Source organism: Runella sp. CRIBMP (genome assembly GCF_009905605.1).
Taxonomy (GTDB): Bacteria; Bacteroidota; Bacteroidia; order Cytophagales; family Spirosomataceae; genus Runella.
In genome coordinates, this window is record NZ_JAAAKZ010000031.1 from 16,301 (window position 1) to 36,376 (window position 20,076).

General features: G+C 35.2%; 18 protein-coding genes. 3 read left to right on the plus strand and 15 right to left on the minus strand.

Annotated features, from left to right (window positions below; all coding sequences use genetic code 11):
• Nucleotides 1-8 precede the first annotated feature (8 nt).
• Complete coding sequence (locus GVN20_RS29000) at nt 9-650, minus strand: AAA family ATPase (RefSeq protein WP_166561697.1); 642 nt, start codon at nt 648-650, stop codon at nt 9-11.
• A 1,051-nt stretch (nt 651-1,701) separates the two neighbouring features.
• Between GVN20_RS29000 and GVN20_RS29005 the strand changes: the two genes are divergently transcribed.
• Together GVN20_RS29005 and GVN20_RS29010 are read left to right on the plus strand one after the other, a co-directional pair.
• On the plus strand, nt 1,702-2,115 hold the full coding sequence (locus tag GVN20_RS29005) for a DUF6088 family protein (RefSeq protein WP_166561698.1): 414 nt from the start codon (nt 1,702-1,704) through the stop codon (nt 2,113-2,115).
• On the plus strand, nt 2,105-3,040 hold the full coding sequence (locus tag GVN20_RS29010) for a nucleotidyl transferase AbiEii/AbiGii toxin family protein (RefSeq protein ID WP_206023396.1): 936 nt from the start codon (nt 2,105-2,107) through the stop codon (nt 3,038-3,040). The genes GVN20_RS29005 and GVN20_RS29010 overlap by 11 nt, the downstream gene beginning before the upstream one ends.
• 125 nt (nt 3,041-3,165) lie before the next feature.
• Here GVN20_RS29010 and GVN20_RS29015 read toward each other — a convergent pair whose 3' ends face one another.
• The 10 genes from GVN20_RS29015 to GVN20_RS29060 form a co-directional block, all read right to left on the minus strand.
• The gene (locus tag GVN20_RS29015; RefSeq protein WP_166561700.1) at nt 3,166-3,330 is read right to left on the minus strand and encodes a hypothetical protein; all 165 of its coding nucleotides are present in this window, start codon (nt 3,328-3,330) and stop codon (nt 3,166-3,168) included.
• Between the two features lie 47 nt (nt 3,331-3,377).
• Entirely contained in the window at nt 3,378-3,791 is a 414-nt protein-coding gene (locus GVN20_RS29020) for a hypothetical protein (protein WP_166561701.1), read from the minus strand.
• Between the two features lie 504 nt (nt 3,792-4,295).
• Nucleotides 4,296-7,433 carry a type I restriction endonuclease subunit R gene (locus GVN20_RS29025; RefSeq protein WP_166561702.1) on the minus strand — a complete coding sequence of 1,046 codons (3,138 nt, stop codon included), beginning with the start codon at nt 7,431-7,433 and terminating at the stop codon, nt 4,296-4,298.
• Entirely contained in the window at nt 7,430-9,259 is a 1,830-nt protein-coding gene (locus tag GVN20_RS29030; RefSeq protein ID WP_166561703.1) for an ATP-dependent helicase, read from the minus strand. The genes GVN20_RS29025 and GVN20_RS29030 overlap by 4 nt, the downstream gene beginning before the upstream one ends.
• Nucleotides 9,246-11,108 carry an ATP-dependent endonuclease gene (locus tag GVN20_RS29035; RefSeq protein WP_166561704.1) on the minus strand — a complete coding sequence of 621 codons (1,863 nt, stop codon included), beginning with the start codon at nt 11,106-11,108 and terminating at the stop codon, nt 9,246-9,248. Before GVN20_RS29035 ends, GVN20_RS29030 begins: the two co-directional genes overlap by 14 nt.
• A 5-nt stretch (nt 11,109-11,113) precedes the next feature.
• Entirely contained in the window at nt 11,114-12,244 is a 1,131-nt protein-coding gene (locus tag GVN20_RS29040; protein WP_166561705.1) for a restriction endonuclease subunit S, read from the minus strand.
• Nucleotides 12,234-13,802: a class I SAM-dependent DNA methyltransferase gene (locus GVN20_RS29045; protein WP_166561706.1), complete on the minus strand. Its 1,569-nt coding sequence runs from the start codon at nt 13,800-13,802 to the stop codon at nt 12,234-12,236. The genes GVN20_RS29040 and GVN20_RS29045 overlap by 11 nt, the downstream gene beginning before the upstream one ends.
• 23 nt (nt 13,803-13,825) lie before the next feature.
• On the minus strand, nt 13,826-14,755 hold the full coding sequence (locus GVN20_RS29050) for a replication protein RepA (protein ID WP_166561707.1): 930 nt from the start codon (nt 14,753-14,755) through the stop codon (nt 13,826-13,828).
• A 79-nt stretch (nt 14,756-14,834) separates the two neighbouring features.
• Nucleotides 14,835-15,176 (minus strand): HigA family addiction module antitoxin, encoded by a 342-nt coding sequence (locus GVN20_RS29055; protein ID WP_206023397.1) that lies wholly within the window; start codon nt 15,174-15,176, stop codon nt 14,835-14,837.
• A gap of 12 nt (nt 15,177-15,188) precedes the next feature.
• Nucleotides 15,189-15,467: a type II toxin-antitoxin system RelE/ParE family toxin gene (locus GVN20_RS29060; RefSeq protein ID WP_166561708.1), complete on the minus strand. Its 279-nt coding sequence runs from the start codon at nt 15,465-15,467 to the stop codon at nt 15,189-15,191.
• A 230-nt stretch (nt 15,468-15,697) separates the two neighbouring features.
• Here GVN20_RS29060 and GVN20_RS29065 point away from each other — a divergent pair, with 230 nt between their 5' ends.
• Nucleotides 15,698-16,357 (plus strand): recombinase family protein, encoded by a 660-nt coding sequence (locus tag GVN20_RS29065; protein ID WP_166561709.1) that lies wholly within the window; start codon nt 15,698-15,700, stop codon nt 16,355-16,357.
• A gap of 2 nt (nt 16,358-16,359) precedes the next feature.
• On the opposite strand, the gene GVN20_RS29070 is transcribed toward GVN20_RS29065, so the two are convergent.
• The 4 genes from GVN20_RS29070 to GVN20_RS29085 form a co-directional block, all read right to left on the minus strand.
• Nucleotides 16,360-17,679, minus strand: a complete 1,320-nt coding sequence (locus GVN20_RS29070) for a hypothetical protein (RefSeq protein WP_166561710.1) — start codon at nt 17,677-17,679, stop codon at nt 16,360-16,362.
• A gap of 107 nt (nt 17,680-17,786) precedes the next feature.
• Nucleotides 17,787-18,830 carry a DUF4238 domain-containing protein gene (locus GVN20_RS29075; RefSeq protein ID WP_166561711.1) on the minus strand — a complete coding sequence of 348 codons (1,044 nt, stop codon included), beginning with the start codon at nt 18,828-18,830 and terminating at the stop codon, nt 17,787-17,789.
• Between the two features lie 108 nt (nt 18,831-18,938).
• On the minus strand, nt 18,939-19,340 hold the full coding sequence (locus GVN20_RS29080; RefSeq protein WP_166561712.1) for a hypothetical protein: 402 nt from the start codon (nt 19,338-19,340) through the stop codon (nt 18,939-18,941).
• A 44-nt stretch (nt 19,341-19,384) separates the two neighbouring features.
• The coding region (locus tag GVN20_RS29085) for a DUF4113 domain-containing protein (protein WP_166561713.1) at nt 19,385-20,076 on the minus strand (692 nt) is incomplete at its 5' end.

A 20,076-nucleotide genomic window follows, 5' to 3' on the forward strand; every position in this document is an offset into this window, starting at 1 on the left:
AAATAGAGTTATTTAATACTTAAAATTTGTTGTAACATTTGTTCAACTTCTGCAATTGCTTTGGGGTCACGGGGTTTAATTTCCGTAACTGCTAAACCTTGTGCAGCGGCATTTGCGTATGCTTTACGATAGCCAAGGGGGGAATCAAGATACTCAAAAGAGCCATTTTCAAGGATTATTTCTTTTGCATCATTGTTATCTGAACCTTTTGAATCAGTTTTATTGAGAATTGCAAAGCATCTAAGGTCAGGGTTTGCCAATTTCATATCTTCTATGAGTTTGGAAACTTGCTCTAAGGTCCACATATCAAAGGAGCGTGGAATAAATGGCACGATGTAAACATCTGCTACTGTCATGGCGGCACGTTGGCTTGCGGTATCACGTCCGCCTGTATCTATGACAATATCATCATATTTGGATTTGAGCTTTAAAACTTCGGTTCTTACTGCGGTATTTGAAAGTTTAATTGCGGTAAAGCCTGTTGAGTTAAGCGTTTCACCACGCCAATGGGTGAAATCGGTCGCTGTACCTTGGTCGTCTGCATCTACAAAAAGGACATCACGCCCTGAATTTGCGAGTAATACGGTTAGGGTTGTAGCTACGGTTGATTTTCCAGAGCCGCCTTTGATACCGCCGATAGTATAAATCATAACAATTACTAATATTTTGAGTTTATTTTAAACTTAGAGTAAAGTTATTTTAAAGTTATAGCAGTTACAAGAATTTAGCTAATAACTTTATGTTATTTGTTTATATTAGTTTGATAATCAAATAATTATGGCAAAAATCACACAAAAGGATATTTGGTCAAATTTGTTAAGGCAGATAATATAAAAAGACGAAAGATAAGCCCGAAATTTTACACGCTAAGAGGTACTATTACCTTCCCGAAGGGGTAAGTACCAAAACGAACGCTTAACCTATATACGTTTCGCCCCCAAGTCTTTTTCTTTTCAACAGTTTTAAAGTTCTTATAGGTATTTTTTTAATTAAAGGGTTATTATAGGTTTGTGGGACAAACTTCACGTACTTTTTAGCATAAAACGTACTAAAGTACACGTGGATAACTTATTTTTAGCGGGACAAACTTCACGTGGATAACTTATTTAGTAATAGCTCAAACCCGCAGAAAATCGAAAACGTACTAAACTTCACGTGCTTTTTGTGGAAAACTTGTTAGTAAAGCGTACCAAACTTCACGCATTTTAGTAAAAAAGGAGTTAAAAAACGGGGTCAACCACAAGATATAGAAAAAAGCGGGACAAACTTCACGTGTTCCAAAATGGGAAAAATGAGTTTTAGGCCAAAAACGTACCAAACTTCACGCACGTTGAATAACTGGCAATTAAAGGTAATAAAAAATCGTAATTAATTGGTTATTAGTGTTTTAAGAAAATATATAAACATACTCAATGGCTTATTGAGTTTCTGACAACAGGAAGAAACCAATGTGCCCTTACCGCTTTGTTCGGTGGCCAGTGAGTGCTGAGAGTAGCCTTCATTCAACCCGTAGGGCTTGGCGGGTGTGGATGGATGCGGAGCAGGAAGCCATAACCGCTTAATTGAGGGCTACGGAGTTTGTTTGAGCATTACAATTTAAGCTACTGAAAAGAAAAATAAGGCTTGAAATTGAATCAAAAGTGTCGTATGTTTGTATTAGAGAAGTGTCGTATGTTTGTTAATTTAACTATCTGATATTCAATGAAAAGAGGTGCAACATTAGAAAGTAAGATTCTTGCGAGGATTATCCGCAAGAAATCTAACGTGTTTCTACGGGATGACTTCTTGGATTTAGGCGGATATGACCAAGTAGGTAGGGCGTTGAAACATTTGGCCGAAAAAGGAAAACTTGTTAGAATTGGTTATGGCTTATATGCAAAAGCTAAAACTTCCTCTTTAAACGGAGAAGTAGTACCTACTGCAACCTTACCTAAACTTGGTAAAGAGGCTTTAGCCCGATTAAAGATAGAAACAATGCCTACAAAAGCAGAAATTGAGTATCAGGAAGGGCTTTCAACACAAGTGCCTACTGGTAGAATGATAGGCGTAAAAGGGCGTGTTAGCCGTAAGATAAGCTATAAGGGGGCTTCGATTAAATATGAATATGTTGCCTAAAAAAGCAATTATTGAAGAAGTTGCCCAGATTAAAGGGATCAGTGAAGCTTTCATAGAAAAAGATTGGTTTGTTACTCAGGTAATCAAATTACTTTCAAATATCCAGTTTCAGGATTTTTCTATTGTGTTTACGGGTGGAACCGCTCTTTCAAAAGCGCATGGGCTTTTAGAGCGTTTTTCAGAAGATATTGATTTTAGGGTAATTGCACCGAGCCTTGCCGCTCAGAATAAAAGTCAGCAGAGCAAGATACTATCAACTTTTAAAAAAGAGGTAGTAGAAAGGCTGCAAGCTGAATTTCCAGTAAATGAGGAGCAAATAACGGCAAGAAATGGAAACAGGTTTATTGCCATTGAGCTAAATTATTCAACCTATTTTACCCGTGCTGATGCGCTGCGACCGCATATTTTACTTGAATTAACGGTATCAGAGCTTTTGTTACCTGCTATTAATTTACCCGTTTCATCTATCATCAGCCAAGTAGCCAAAAAATCAGCTGAAATAGAAACCATTGCTTGTATTGACCCTGTTGAAAATGCAGCAGACAAACTGAGTGCAATTACGTGGCGAATTGCGGATCGGGTACGGGGTAGCGAAAATGATAGCCCTGATATAGTGAGGCATATACATGATTTGGCTATTTTGAGTAAGCTGGCACTAAATAACCCAAATTTTCCAGAGTTGGTAAGAGCAGCACTTGAGCGGGATAAAAACCGCTCAGAATTGATAAAAGAGCTTTCAATGGGGGAAAAGTTTTCCAAAATGATGCGTATTTTGGAAACTGATGTTGAATATCCGAAAGAATATAGACGGTTTGTTAATGCTATGTCATACGCAGATAATGACACTATACCGACATTCCAAAAGGCGGTTGAAAGTGTTCGTTTGTTAATAGACACAGTAAATCAATCCAATAAACAAGCTTAACAATAACGTTATTATAAGTATATAATAGATTTGTTATAACGTTATAATAAATCTATTTAATTAAATAAATGCCACACACAACGGCTTTTTGGTTTTCTGACGGCAGGAAGAAAGACAATATGCCGTTACCGCTTACTTTCGGTGGCCAGTAAGTGCCGATAGTAGCTTTCCTTCAACCCGTAGGGCTTGGCGGGTAGTGGGCGGAAGACCGCTCCCGCTTGATGGAGGGCTACGGTACTATCTTTTATAGTTCCGATTATGCGCTGCTGAAAAGAAAAATACAAACTCATAATAACTTCAATTTAACGTTATAATGTACTTAAATAAATAAACCCTACTATGAAGTAAGTAGGGCTATATTTTGAATTACAGAATCCATGTAGATTGCTTGTCCTGAGCAAGTTCTACCCCACCAAGTATTAAAATCATTCTGTAAAAGTGGTTGATTTTGGCGTTCTAAAGCATTTGCAAGCCAATCAGATACTAACCACCATTCATATATTGTATTTTCGGTTGGTACATCTTCAAGCATTTCAGGGGTGATTTCAGAGCGTTGGTAGCCCTCCGATAGGAGATTTTCAATTATATCTTCATCATAGTAGCTTAGGTTTTTAATATCATCATGGGTGAAGAAATTGGCTTTTAAGGCATCTTCAACTAACATAGTTTGATTGCTATAAATATGGTTTGATACTAAGTTTTCAGCCTGTTTTTGGCGGTTAATTGTAGTTTCTGGGTTTAAGTAAGACATTTTTAGCTCCTTTTTTGGGGTTACGGTTTACGGGGATTGAACAACCGACCCTTTAAGCGAGCGAGCCTGGAATAAATTTTGGCTGGGCGGGGAATTGCCGTTCAGCACAGCGGGGCAAGGCGAAAATTTTTATAGGTGGAGATGAGCGGGGGCGGTAAATACCACGTGCAAAACCGCTGACCGAACAAAAGGCAACGTTGTAAATGGCATTAATCACAGGAAATTTATAGCGCAAAAGGCGGTACAACAGTACAGGAGCAACCTTCAAAGGCATGAAGATTAGTTGAAGATGAAGGGCAAACAATTATCACTCAATGGTTAATAAGAATAACCATACTATTTATATGTGTGATAAAATACAATTGAACGGCTGCCAATGAAAAACTTTCATAGCTGAAAATGAAGCCATTAGAGCCAATAATGGGGTAGGGGGAGTGATTTATTTTACTGAATAATGCAAAACGTACCAAAGTACACGCACTTATGGGTGATAAGAAAAAAAGATTATTGGTTCATCTTGAAATTTTCGGCTTGTTCAAAAATCTCTACATACACTTCATCTCTCTCTACTGGTGGATAGCCAAACTCGTCAAGCAATAGTATGATTCCAACTTTCAATGCTGATTTGATGTCCTCTCGTTTATTCCAGTCAGGGAACTTAGCTTGCCCGTCAACAAGGTCTTTAACGGCTTTTGCAAGTTCTATCATTTTATCTTCAGGATATTTAAAGTCGTATTTTACACACAGTTCTTTCAGAATATCGTAAAATGCTTTTTCTTGAAAATCAATTCCTAACGCATCACCTGCCGAAAATTCTTTATGAACTTCCCAAATCAAGTCAGTCAAGGCATTTGCCATTTCTTCATACACTTCGCTTCTCAAAATGTCGTTTGCATCACGGTTATTATAGCGTTCAACCAAGTCTTGCATTTTTTTAGAGAAGTCAATTCCTTTCACCTTGTTTACTTTTCTGATTTCTCCAATTACTTTTGCAAGTAGCTGTTGTAGCAATTTAATTTTTGTATTAGGCAATTTGATTTTATCAATCTTAGCCAAATAATCTTCATCAAAAATGTCTTGTTCGGTTTCTGCTTCGTCGCCGAGTTTGAAAATTTCTTCAACTCCGTCGCTTTGTAAGGCTTCTTTTATTAGTTCCCGAACTTTAGCGTTCATCTGTGCTGTGTCGGGGGCGTTACCTTTGGTGAGTTTGAAAAGAATAGAACGAACTGCCAAATAGAAATGGGTATAGTCTCTTTCTGCTTGCGTTAATTGTTCACTACCTGCACAAATATCATAAGCGGCTTTTAGTCTCTTTACTAAGCCCATAAATCGGTTTTCAAAATCTTTGGCTTTTTGGACATACTCAGCAGCTAAGTTCAAGGTATTTAATTGCTGAATGGTTGTGCCTTTGAAATATTTTGAGCTATCAAACGTGTGAAACAGTTTAGCTAAAAGGTCTAAATGATTTCTTACAATGATGATTGATTCAGCAATATCTTCAAAATTGTCTTTATCGCTTTCGCTATATTGCTTCAACGCCAAATTCATTTGGTTTTTGATACCAATATAGTCTACAACCAGACCTTTGTTTTTACCTTCAAACTTGCGGTTTACTCTTGATATGGTTTGAATTAAATTATGGCGTTGTATTGGCTTGTCAATGTAAATACTGTCTAAGAACGGTACATCAAAACCAGTGAGCCACATATCAACTACTATGGCAATTTTAAAATTCGATTTTTCGTTTTTGAATTGGCGGTCAAGTTCTTTGCGGTATTCAGGAGTGCCTAACATTTTGTAAAGGGTATCTTCATCATCTTTACCCCTTGTCATAATCATTTTAATGCGTTCAATCGGTTTTAATTCTCGCTTGTCTTTGTCGGTAAGTTCTGCACCTTCTTCGGCTGCAAGAATTTCATTCCATTCAGGTTTTAATGCAATGATGTTTTTATATAATTCATAGGCAATTTCACGAGTGCTACACACAAATAAGGCTTTGCCTTTTACAGTTGAACCTTCCGAAACTCTTTTTTCATAATGATTTACAAAATCTTCTGCAACGGCTTTTAAACGATCAGGGTCGCCAATAATGGCATACATCTGTGCCATTTCTTTTTTGCTCTGCTCAATTTGATTTTCATTGCTGCCTATTTCGGCGCACTTGGCGTAGTAATCTTCAATTTCTTTGAGTTTGGCATTATTCAATAACACTTTGGCGGCTCGGCCTTCATAGACAATTCTAACAGTGATTTCGTCTTTTACCGATTCTGTCATTGTGTAAGCATCAACAACTTTACCAAACACATCAAGGGTAGCATCAATAGGCGTACCTGTGAAACCGACAAACGTGGCGTTCGGTAACGAATCGTGTAAATATTTAGCGAAGCCGTAAGTTTTGGTAACGCCTTTCTCGGTAACTTTTACTTTTTGGTCAAGGTTTACTTGGCTTCTGTGTGCTTCGTCCGAAATGCAAATGATGTTGGTTCTGTCACTAAGTAGTTGTGTGTCTTCGGTAAACTTGTGAATGGTGGTTAAAAATACGCCTCCGCTTTGTCTACCTTGTATAAGCTCTCTCAAATTGGCTCTGCTTTCTACACTCACCACTGTATTGTCGCCAATAAAGTTTTTGGCATTGGTAAATTGTCCTGAAAGTTGGTCGTCTAAGTCGGTGCGGTCGGTTATCAATACAATTGTTGGGCTTTCAAAATATTCGCTTTTCATCAACAATCTTGTGAGATAAAGCATTGTGAAACTCTTTCCGCAACCTGTGGCACCAAAATAAGTTCCACCTTTTCCGTCTCCTTCGGGTTTTTGGGCTTTCATTATGTTATCATACAAGGCCCTTGCAGCATAGTATTGCGGATAACGACAAACTATTTTTTCGTTTTTCTTTGAACTATCAGGAATGTAAATGAAGTTGCGAATAATATCACGCAAACGGTTTTTGTGAAACATTCCCTGAATGAGGGTAAACATACTATCGATGCCGTCCACATCTTTTGCCAAACCTGCTACTCTACGCCAAGCGTAGAAAAACTCATAAGGTGCAAAGAATGAGCCTGATTTGTTATTTACTCCATCGCTGATAACACAAAAGGCATTGTATTTAAACAGTTCAGGAATATCTCTACGATAACGAACCGTTAATTGTTTAAACGCATCATAAATAGTAGCTTCTTCACGAATGGCAGATTTGAATTCAAACACTACTAAGGGCAAACCATTGATATACACAATACCGTCAGGAATGCGTTTTTCTGAACCGAAAATTTCTAATTGGTTCACAAACTTGTAGATGTTATTGTCTTGCTGGGTATAATCAACCAAGTAAACCCAAATATCCTTTTCATTTCGGTTTTCCCGTTTAAGTGGGAAACCGTCTGCAAGCATTCTTAAAAAGGTTTTGTTGCTTTCATAAAGATCAGAAGCTGGAAGTGATTTGAGTTGAAGAATAATTGAATTGGCTTCATTGCGTGTAATGCCATGCAGTGCGTATTGGGTTAGAAGGAAATTTCTCAAATCGTCTTCAATCAATACATAATCAGGCTTACGAGTTATCGTAATACCCAAATAGTGAGGAAATCCTTCCTGCCCCAACAACTCGGTAAACGCCTTTTCTAATTTTTCTTCTGTGAATTTCATTTAATTAAAGGCTTTAAAAATCTTGAAATAATTCTTGTCTTATACTCGCCCCAAGGCATTAAGCGTTTATTTGGATAGGTAACATATAGAAATCGCTTTGCTCTTGTAAAAGCAACATATGTATTATTCTTTTCTTGTTGCAGTTCCTCTCCACCCTTATTGACTGCCCTAAAATCAGGAAATGTTCCGTCATCCATACCAATTAGAAAAACTATCTCACTTTCTTGACCTTTCATTGTATGGACAGTACTTAAGCAAACTCCTATTTCTTTACTATTTGAAGTATTTGTTAAACCAAGTGCAATCGCAGACTTAAATCCTTCTAATGTTGGTTTAATATTTTGCTTTTTATATAGAGTTAATTGATTACCAAAATCATCTAACTCATCAATTGTCATTTTCTTTTCATCATCATCTAAATTTGCTTTTTCTATTAAAATACGTAAAGCATCAATTTTTAAATGTAAATTATCAATTGATGAATCATTTACAATATCTTTGATACTAGTTGCAATTGGAAACTTGGAAGAATTTACTTGATTTGAATCGAAAATGTCACTAACCTTTAAAATATCTTCTAACCGTTTTTGATGTAATTTATCGAGGGGGTTAATTTTTATTCTAAAGTATAAGTCGAAAATTTTCATAAATGAAGAACTAAACTTGATACCGACATTCCCAGACTTATAGTAATAAGGAATCTTTTCATTAGATAATAATTCTTCTATTTGTTTAAATACAAATTTATTCCGAGCAAGTATTGATATTTTATCGTAAGTGATTTCACCCTCAATATCATTATGTGATTTAAGGAGAATTAATTCACTTATTTTATTAAAAACAAATTGGGCTTCATCGATTTCTGATTGAGCAGGATATATTTCAAAATGCCCTTTTATAACATAATTAATAGCCTCTACATCCAGATTCATTAATGAATTCGAGGCCTCAATAACTAATTTTGAACATCGGAAGTTTTCATCAAGTGTAATTTCTTTAGCTTGAAAATCTGAAAGAAAGTCTTCTTGCATATATGAAGATGCAGAACCATTAAAACCATAAATTGATTGATTAGGGTCCCCAACCATCATTACACTTTTAATGACATTACCACATAGAGCCTTTAATAGATAGTACTGCAATTTATTTAAGTCTTGGCATTCATCGATACAGACATATGAGTATGCCTTTCGGTATAGATTTGCAACTGAATCATTATTTGTAAAGAGTTCATATACTAATCTAATTATATCATCAAAATCAATTGCATTGTTTGATTTCAAAATATCTTGATAAGTTTCAAATAAATACTGATATTCATTGTTTTCTGAGCTTTCTGCTAATTCTTGTGCTGATAACAATTCTCTCTTTACGGATGAAATAAACTGCAAAGCGTTATAGGTATATTCATTTTTTTTTCTTGGTTCAAGATTATTATAAATGAATTCAAAATGTGGAACAGACTTAATGGCTTGTTTTATCAATTCTAATCTATCTGCATCATCTTCAAAAATATGAGGCATTCTGCTATAGCCTAAAAGTTTAAATCTGAGTTCAAGTATTGATTGGCAAAAACTATGAAAAGTTCCTACAAATACATTTTTCTTTATTCTTTCACCTGTACCAAGGCGTTCCCTGATTTCATTAGCAGCTTTGTTTGTAAATGTAATCGCTAAAATTTTCCCATCTTCTACTTCTGAAAGTCTTTTAATTCTTTCTGTTAAAACCCTAGTTTTACCACTGCCTGCACTTGCTAAGACAAGGAAAGCCCCATCATTTAAATCTATAATACTTTGCTGTTTTGATGATAAATTAATTTGCTTCATTTTCGGGAGAATCTAAAATTAAACTCATTTTTTCAAACAGCTCAACTATTTTTGGAGGCAATGGCTTTTCTGAATTATAAATAAGTTCAGATAAAATACAAGAATACTTTGTTTTATTTTGAGATAATAAATCATTTAAAGCTCTAAAATAACCATCATCTCCATCATAGTCCCTAAGACTTTCCTCAAATATATGCTGATTACAAGTTCCACAAATTTGATCAGTTTTAACCCTTCCCCTTGAAGTTCCGTTTCTATTTGAAATTAGCTCGTTAAGTTTGTCAAGGTTGTCAAAATTTAGTATAGTTTTTAGACAATTCTCAACTTCTTCTAAAAATCCATTGCGAATAATGTACGATTCAAAATTATCTTCATTATCGAAATATACGATGTTTTGAGGCAAAACTATTTCATCAACATTCAAGTGTGATTCTGTCAATTTTTTTAAATCCTTTTTTAATTTCTTTATTATGCTTAACTCGCCATCGCTCAATATATACCACTTTAAATTTAGTTTTTTAGCAAAGTATATGAATGGATAATAATTCCCGCCACCATCTATTCCAACTACATCAACGCCAAGTTCAATTGTACTTTTTCTAAAAAACTTTTTAATCAGAAGTGGAAGAGCCTGTTCTTCCGTTTCTCCTTCACACAATATTAATACCTTAGAAAAATATAGTTCCCCTCTTGTATTTATAACTTGCCGATATATTTTTCGAATCTCTTCATGGGTTAAATCGTTCTCTATTATTTTCCCAATTTTTGTTTCACTTTCAGACTTTATTATACTTCTTACATCTTTCAATTTAGCACTGCCAGCAATGTAACTTGAATGGGTTGCAACTATTTTCTGTCCTACAATATCATTAATCTGTGAATAAAGTTTCTTTTGTGCATTAGGGTGTAAATGTGATTCAGGTTCTTCAATTGCAATTATTGGATAATAGGCAACTTGGTTTTGAATTGCCAATTTCATGTTCTGCAAAATAAATGCTTTTAGAATTAGTAATGAAGACCAGCTTCTTGTACCCATTCCGTGGTACTCCATAGAAAATTGGGAGTAATTAATTTTAACGCCCTTATTAAGATCTCTTATTTTTTTAGTGAATGGCGTAATATCTACAGTATTATTGGGGTTATCCATTGCAGTATCCAATTCCTCCAATGTACTGTGAAGGTTTGTTAAGATTTCGCTTCTCTCAATAGTTTCTTTGTTTAGGTCTTTAATAAGATTTTCAATTAGTTCTTTATCACCCTGATTATATGTTATTGAAGATAGGATTTTCCCTAAGAAGGATGTTTTGTTTTTCAAATCATCAAGAATATCTCTGTTAGCATCTAAATAGAAAAATGGTATTTCATCAAAGTAAAAACTCAACTCCTGCTCATATGTTTTGGAATACCAGTAGCCATCTTCTTCCTTGTAAAATTCACCCCATTCGTCAATGACAAATTGTTTTTTCTTATAAGTTTTTCTTATCAAGTTCTCTTCAATTACTGTTCTAAAAGCAAGTAATTGATTACCTTCTGAATCAATACTAATTCTGTCTACCGTAAAGACGGTCGCCCATTTATCTTCAAACTCTGCTTTTTGGTTGCCTTCTTCATCAATACTAATAAACAATATGTCTATAATTATTTTATCACGTATTAACGCATCAGTAAAATGAAAATCATCATCAGTAATTTGCAATGTATTTGAAAGCCCTAATTGGAGTGATTTCAATAATGTTGTCTTACCTGCATTGTTTGTACCTACGAGTACAGTAATGGGTTCGAAGTCAACTTCAAGATTATCTAAACCTCTAAAACCGTGAACCCTCAACTGTTTTAATTGTATTGCCATATTAATTAGTCTTCTACTTTTTCTAATTCTATACTTTCCACAACACCCCTCATCAAAACAGGGCAAAGCGGTTTTATTGTGTTTTTTAATTGCTCATTGATACGCTTACGAGTTTCCAGTGTGTAGTAAATAGTTACAATGGCTTCTTGGATTTTTATGTCAGGAATTGGGATTTTAATTTCTTTGAAGCGTTCCCATTCTAAACTTGCTCTTACACTACTGTCACTAATAAACCAACCGTATCTGTTAAACTCAGGACGATAAAACCAAAGCATCAAAAATTCAGGCAATACAACTTTTTTATCAATTACCTCAAAAACCAAATAGGCAGGTGAAATAATTGCAGGTTCATCAAATGAATATAAAACGACACGAACAGTTTCATCTCTTCCAACTTGCATAGCACTATAGGCAAACTGTTCTTTTTGGACAATTTTATATTTCGACAAATCCGTTTCGCCAACATTTGCTTTTGATGTCATAAAAACTTTGTCAACGTTTATTCCAAGCAGATTTGTTATTGTATTGTTATTGTTCCTATTGTCAACCAATTGAACTAATTCGCTTAATAGTTGGTGGTTGTCAATGTTCTTCAATTTATCCATTGAAGAATTACAAATCAATTGTAAATCAACCAAACTGTTTTCGTAGGTTTTTTGGTTGGTGAGCAAACCCTTGTATAGGGCAACAAATTTACGTTGTTCGTCAATATCAGGAATGGGGATTTGTATTTCGCAAAAGCGTTCCCATTCTAAACTTGCTCTTACGCTGCTATCACTAATAAACCAACCGTATCTGTCTGATTCTGGTCGTTGAAACCACATCATCATATAATCTGGCAACAATTCGTTTTCATCATTTACTTCAATTACCAAGTAAGCTGGTGAAATAATTGCAGGTTTGTCTTCCGCATAAAAAGCCAAACGAATAGTTTCGTCCCTACCAACTTGCATTGCACTATATGCAAACTGACCTTTCTGAATGATTTTATATTTCGATAAGTCTGTTTCGGAAGTATTGGCAACCGAAGGCATAAAATTCTTGGTAATGTTTATACCCAATAAGTTTGTAACCGCTAAATCTTTATTGCGGTTGTCAACCAAATGTATATAATTGCCAATATGATTATAAATCATAGCCCAATGTTTTAAAAGCGTTAATCAATTGTTCCTGCGATTGCTTTTCTTCTTTCAAAAGAGTTCTAAAATCCTTTTGTATGCGTTTCATTTCGGTGTCAAAATCTATTTCACTGTCACGGTCTATAAACTCAATGTATTTACTTGGCACCAACGAAAAATCTTTTGCCTGTATTTGTTCAAAACTGGCAGAGTAGCAATACTCAGGAACATCCCTGTAAGTTTTCTTGTAGTCGGTTTGTTGCCAATTGTGGAAGTTCTCGGCTACTCTGGCAATGTCCTCTTCGGTAAGTTCAATAAACTGCTTTTCAAATTCTTGCCCCCAACGCCTTAAATCCACAAACAAAATTTCCTTTTCACGGTCTCGGTATTTTTTCTGTTTGCCGTTTATCTCAACCGTTCTTGCTTTTTTGTTCTTGTTCAAAATCCAAAGCGTAACGCTAATATCAGTGGTGTAAAAAGTATCTCTCGGAATGATTACAATGGCTTCTACCAAATTATTTTCAATCAGCTTTCTACGTATTTTATATTCTTCGCCACCGCCACTCAAGGCACCGTTTGCTAAGATAAAGCCTGCAATTCCATTTTCAGAAAGTTTGGAAACCATATTTAAAATCCAACCATAGTTGGCATTGCTTTTAGGCGGCACATCATACCCTCTCCAACGTGGGTCGTCAATCAATTCATTTTCGGCTCTCCAGTCTTTTTGGTTAAAAGGTGGATTAGCCATTATATAATCGGCTTTAAGGTCTTTGTGTTGGTCATCCGCAAAAGTATCGGCCTCTTTTTCTCCAAGGTTTGCAGAAATACCTCTGATGGCAAGGTTCATCTTTGCCAGTTTATAAGTGGTTTTGGTGTATTCCTGTCCGTAAATTGAAACTTCTTTTTGATTGCCGTGGTGTGCTTGAATAAACTTGATAGATTGAACAAACATACCACCCGAACCACAAGCAGGGTCATAGATAATGCCCTTGTAAGGTTCAATCATTTCTGCAATCAGGTTTACAATTGTCTTTGGTGTATAGAATTCTCCTTTCCCTTTTCCTTCTGCAATCGCAAACTTTTTCAGGAAGTATTCATACACACGCCCAACCAAATCTTGCTCTTTGTCTTTAAGTGTATTGATGCTGTCAATTTCGCTAATCAAAGAAGCCAGTTTGGTAATATCCAACCCCAAACGTGAAAAGTAATTGTCGGGCAAAGCGCCTTTCAGTGCTTTGTTGTCTTTCTCAATAGTGTGCAGGGCAGTATCAATGATTAAGGCAATATCATTTTGTCTTGCCTTTTTTACAATGTAGCTCCAACGTGAAATTTCTTCTAAGAAAAACACATTGCTCATATTATAAAACTCAGGTCTTTCAATATACTTTTCTTTGCCTTCGTCAATGAGTTTAGCACGGTGTTCTTCAAACTTGTCGCTGGCAAACTTTAAGAAAATCAGTCCTAATACTACGTGTTTATATTCGGCTGGTTCAACACTACCTCTTAATTTATTGGCAGCTTCCCATAAGGTTACTTCAATTGCTTTATCTTTTATTTCTTTCTTCTGTTTTGCCATTATTTTACTGGTATTTATTTATACTAAAACTTATTATCGCCTAAAAAAACTCTCGTTTTTGGCGGTATTGGCGGGGGTGAGTTATGTAGATACATCCCTTTTTTATCATCAACGACAAATTTGGCATCTAAATATTGGTTTTTAACGATTTCAAGGGTCTTTTTGAATACCTGTCTAAATTTGCGGATTTCACTATAGCCCATACCAAACTGCTCTTTCAAGTTTTGCCAGCCTACAAATTGCGGCTTAAATCTATCTACACGGTGTAAACGTTGGGCAAGCCATGCGTAAATATCAAGTGCCATAGCATTGTGGGCAAGTGCTGCCAATGCTCTTTCATCAAGTGGGATAGCGTGTTGCACAAGGCTTTCAAAATATTCGTCAGTAAGTTCGATAGATGACTCCCATAAAACACGTTGACGTTCATCTTTTGGGAACCAGAACTCAAAGGCACGAACGATTTTAAAATCAACCTGCTTTACACGTTCATCTTGAATAAAACCAAGCGATATATTTGAAGTAGAGATACGGCGGATTTGTTCTTTAACCTCTCTGATGGTTCTACCATCTGTATTTAAACCCATACTTTTAATAAAGGCACTCATGCTTTCTTCAACATCAAGCATTTTATTTTGCTTTTTTACAGCTTGAGTATTGAGATAGGCAAGGATAAGTCGTGCTTTAGGACCATAGGGGATGCCTGCATATTCAAATAGCCCTGTGTGTGGGTTAAGTATGGGAGTTGCACTAACAGCCAGATTTACTAAACCCTGTTTTTGTTGCCACATTTTGACATCTTCCCCAAGGTTACGGTATGGAAAGAAGGTTTGGCATAAGGCAGAATGTTGGAAGATAGTTTCTTTACCCGTAGCAGGATGAACGAATATTTCAAAAGTCGAATTACTCAGCCTTGATTGAATGGGTGTCATTTCTGATTTTTTTGCTTCTTCCATGATAAACCTTAGGCTTAGGGGTTAGGGGAATTTACATTAACTCTACATGTGATAGATTGCTTTAGCTACACATAAAAGGCTACACTGTTTGTAAACCCATTTGAGTATTTGACTTTGATAAAGGCCAAAAATGTTGAATAACGGAGCGGTTTACTCTTTGCTCGGCGTGCCACAGCTCATAATCACGTTGTAACTTCAACCAAAAATCAGGTTTATCGCCAAAGGCTTCTGATAAACGAATAGCCATTTCTGAACTAATACCTTGGTGTTCGTTCAAAATACCTGAAAGTGTTTTAGGTGTAACCCCTAACCCTTGCGCCACTTGGCGAATGGTTAAATCTTGTCCTGTTTCCTCTTTGATACCTTCAATTATATCACGTATCATAGAACCTGGGTGCGGTGGTCTCATTCCTCTATTCATTATGTTCTCCTTTTAATGGTAATCAATATAATCTACATCATAAGCGTTGCCGTCTTCAAAGCGGAAAATGATCCGATAGTTGCCATTGACCTTGACAGACCAAAAGCCTTTGAGATTGCCTGTTAATGGATGAAGCCCCCAACCTACAATATTCATATCTTCAATTGTCTGAGCTTCATCTAATCGGTAAAGTATGCGACGGATTTTTTCCACGTGATGCGGTTGTAATTTTGAATGCTCATCTTTTTCAAAAAAAAGCCGCAAACCTTTATGTTGGAAATTATCTATCATTCATATGCTTTGTATTTTTACAAACATAACACATAACGTTATGGGTTGCAAGATTTATTATTTGATAAAACTTTATGTTAGATAAGAGCGGGTTTTAGATATTGAAAATAATTTGTAAATATGTTATGGCATTTTATAAACGGACGTTTGTAAAATGCCATAAATACCATATTTTTACAAAACGACCTGTAAAACATCTAAGAACACATACTTATATATAAAGGTACAATATGAAATATGTTTGCTATTACCGAGTATCTACCAAGGGGCAAGGTAAAAGTGGTTTGGGCTTAAACGACCAAATGGAAATTGTGCAACGATTCTTGCGTGAGGGTGATATAATTATAGAAGAATATACCGAAGTTGAATCAGGCCGCAAAAGTAACAGGCCAAAAATTCAGGAAGCGATAAGGGCTTGCCAAAAGCTTGGCGCAACATTGTTGATTGCTAAACTTGACCGCCTGAGCCGTAACGTGGCGTTTGTAATGACACTACGAGATTCAGGGGTGGATTTTGTCGCGTGTGATTTACCTGATGCCAATACACTTACGGTTGGCATTATGGTAACATTTGCACAGCATGAAGCGGAGCGTGGCTCGGAGCGTACCCGTGCAGCATTGGCACAAAAGAAAGCCCAAGGGTTCAAACTCGGTAAACCTGAGAACCTGAATAAAGCAGCTATTGATAAAGGGCGGACGATACGGATAGAGAACGCCAAAACCCATAAAGCAAATGTTCAAGCCAGTCAGCTTGCCACATTGTATAGGAATATGGGCATGACTTACGCTAAAATTGCGGAAAATCTGAACCAATCGCATTATTTGACAAGACGGCAAAAGCTGTTTGATGGAAAAGCGGTGTATAGGTTACTGGAGAAAAGCTTAGCGTAATTTTATAGTGTATTTTGATTAAAAATACGTGGGTATTTTTCAAAATCAAACTTATTACTGGTTTTAGATCTGATATAATTTCTCAATGTTTTATGATCTTCTATTGATTGGTTTCGATGATAAACTTGGTTATTATTACTGATTTCACTACATAACTTATCCAATTGTGCAACTGTAAGGTGTTTCAAATTAGGCTCTAAAATAAATGCAAAAACCTTATCAGCGTCGTTATAATTTTTAGATTTCGCATACCTCCAAATAACAAATTCACTTATTTCATTAATATGTCCTTTTGTTATTCCTATATTTATAAGGCGCTCATAAACTGTGATATCCACATCAAATGGAGGGTTGCTTCTATTAAAATTTGTTAAAATTAATTCTTTAATTTCTTCTAAATGAGTTACAAAACTTTTACTTAGAAACCAAGCAACAGTCTTTGCGTTAATGTTATTCACAATTTGCTTGGAAACTAGCAAGTGTACATCTTCTCTGAAATATTGAAACAAGAACTCATTTTCTGAAAAGAATCTAATTAGCAAGCTTATCGTTTCTTTTGAATCAAAAACATTACTAAAATATTCCTGCTCATTTTGTATCCTTTGAATACAAGAAGATATATTTCTTTTATATAAAAAATATAAAAGCCGATAATTTATTAATCGGTTTTCAGAGCAACTAATATCATTAAGTCGATAAACAAATTTCCATAAATCTCTAAATATAGAAATTTCTATAGTCGAATTTAAATTAGTTAAATATTTTGAGTTTACATATTTCTCAAGACTTGTATCGTCAATTAGCAAATCTTTTTTACTGGCAATATCTATTAAAATAGTAGAAAGTATTTTTTTTGACAAAATTGGCGGCTTGAGAAATAAAGATTCTAACATATTTCTAATATGCGCAGCAACAGTTTCCTTATTAGGCGTGTAAAGCTTATCTTCTTTATCAATGACTGGATGAGCACATAAATGCCTGTCATTTTTTAATGCCTGAATATGTGCATAGTCTGCATTATCAAATAAGTTTGTCCTATTTTTTACTTTATCAATAATTTCCTTTTCCCATTCTGGATTATTTGGATTAATCCTTTGAAATTCCTTAGTTTCCTCCAATATACTTTGTGCTACGGGATCAGAGTATATTTCATTTAGTACTTCCAATTTAATAATAATGTCATTTATAACGACAGAGTATAAGGTTACAACAGCAGCCCTATAATTTTCATTAAAATATGAGCTTGCAACCTCTTTAAAGTATTCTTTAGTTTTTTTAGAGTTGATATTGGTACTTGCGTACTCAATACTAAAATCTTTCATTATAGTTCAATTTATTATTGTGTAATATAATTTTATTAATCTAAAAGCAAAAGTTACAGCTATGCAATTGACTATTTTGGAACTAAATAGTGCAAATAATAAAATATTTACGAGTTCAATCGTTTTTTGTCATTCTCAAACATAGTTGTAATATTTATCCAATCACTTTTCCCCTCAGTAGCCGCTTCAATTAATGCTTTTTCACTTGATCCTATTAATAATTTATTTGCATGGGAACAATGACAAATATTATATTCTCTCACCCTATGTGGTGCCCATAAAACAGGAATTATTTTATCTGCTCCTTCATATAGATTATTATCTTTTTTCCCTAAATGAATTAGAAGCCCATTTAAAGGGGAAAGTGGAAAAAAGAATCTATCTATTCCGTGATTTTCAAAGTTTTCAAAAACCAATGACCATATATTATGTTTACTTAGAAAAATCCCAGGGTTATCTGATATAATAAATTGATGGTTTGAATTTGTCCTAATTATTTCCCATTTAGCATTCAGTAAATGATTACCAAGATTTTTAAACTTGTCCATCAAACTACCTCTATCATCACCCATTTGAAAAGCTCCAGAGTGTAACGTTTTAAGTAACTCATGGGGATTATTCATGTCGTACTCAAATTTCTTATAAAGCTCGTTTGCATGATTAAATAATTGAGTTTCTTGTGGTGAAACCTTTGCCATTATTTCGTCTATTAGTTCATATGCACTACTTCGGTTACTTTCCACAACATGTATACCTGTTTCATATGCCCCTCTAGTAAATGGATTCCTATACTTTATACTTATTAAAGCAAATATAAAAATCTTTGTATCTTTCCACGATAATGTTTGAGAGTAAACACCTTTTTCGGTCAATTTCTTTAATATTTTTGGTAAATCATTTTCATAAGGAAAACCTTTATCTTCAACTATATTAGGATCATTACCAATACTATAAGCTATGAAACTTTCTTGTGGGTTAATTCGGTAAAAGTCTTTCTCTGAACACAAGTCTTTCCCTATAGAGGATTTCTGTGGCCTAAGATTAGGTTTACTTAAATCTATTTTCCATAGATATAAATCATTTTTGGTACCTATACCAAATTGTCTTAGGTAACCTTTAGGTACAAAATGGTGATTTTTTGTAGTTGACACGCCTATTTTAGAGTTTGTCAGATTTTCAATAAATTTACTTCATGAGAGCAATATACAACAGGGGTTACACTTATGTAACGGTCGTCCCTGAAACGTAACCCCTATTATTTATAAATGCAAAACGCTGTTTAATAGTGCCATAGGTACATCGCCAGTATGGCTAATATTAAGAGTTTTTACAGATTTATGTAGTTTTTGAGGCATTTCACTTGGGTATGTTTTAATTAAGTAGTTTTCAATTTCATCAATTGTATATTCTCCGTTTGGATCAACCTGTGCGATATATAGTGATGCACCATGTTTAAGGCAACCTTCAATCCAATGACGATAACCTGAGTTGTAGCGCCCACTTGCTTTAAAACCGTCGATTTCACGCATGTGTCCGCCAAAAAAACTTTTATGAGCTTTACCCCAATAAAAGGGTTTTCCATCCCATTCATGCAGATAAATAATATTTGTATAATTACGGGCTTCCTCATAGGTTAGGCACTTTTTCCAAGTAAGAATCATAAAAAATACGTACTTAATAACGTTATTTTAATATTATAATAAACTTATTCTATACTTATAATATCGCTTAGTTTGGTTGTATAACAAGGGGTGAGTCTTTCTTGCTTGAGCTTCCACTTACGGCCAAAGCCTTGTTTGGCGACTCTTAATGTTTCTTTGCCATAGGAGTTGTTTACTTTATCCAAGGCTTTCATCAGGCGGTTATGCTTTGCCCAATCTGTTGTGTCAAAAAGTGACGGTTGAACATTAGCTTCTGGTACGATTTCACTCACTATTACCCCTGCCTTTTTGAAGTGGTAGCCCTTATGGTATAATCTGGTTAGACCAATACAGGCAAATTTTATCAATTCAATATTGCTACTTGTGGCCGTGGGTAGATGCAATGTTACAGATTTGGAATATTGCGGTAAATCTGGGCGGAAGTAATTTGTTTGCAAAAAAACAGTTATAACCCCTGCACATGATTTTTGCCTACGGAGCTTTGCACCACATCGAGCGGCAAAATTGGCAACGGCTTCTTCAATAGGTTCTATCCCTGTAAGAAGCTGCCCAAAACTACGTGAGGTACAAATATTTTGTTTTGGGCTTGGTGCGGTTTCCATCGGAATACAGGAAAAACCTTGCAACTCCTGCCAAGTTCTTACGCCTGTGATTGTCATTTTTTTTTGTACCCAATTTTTTGATAGTTGCGTGAAATCGTAGGCGGTTCTAACTCCAAGTAAATCAAGCATTAGTG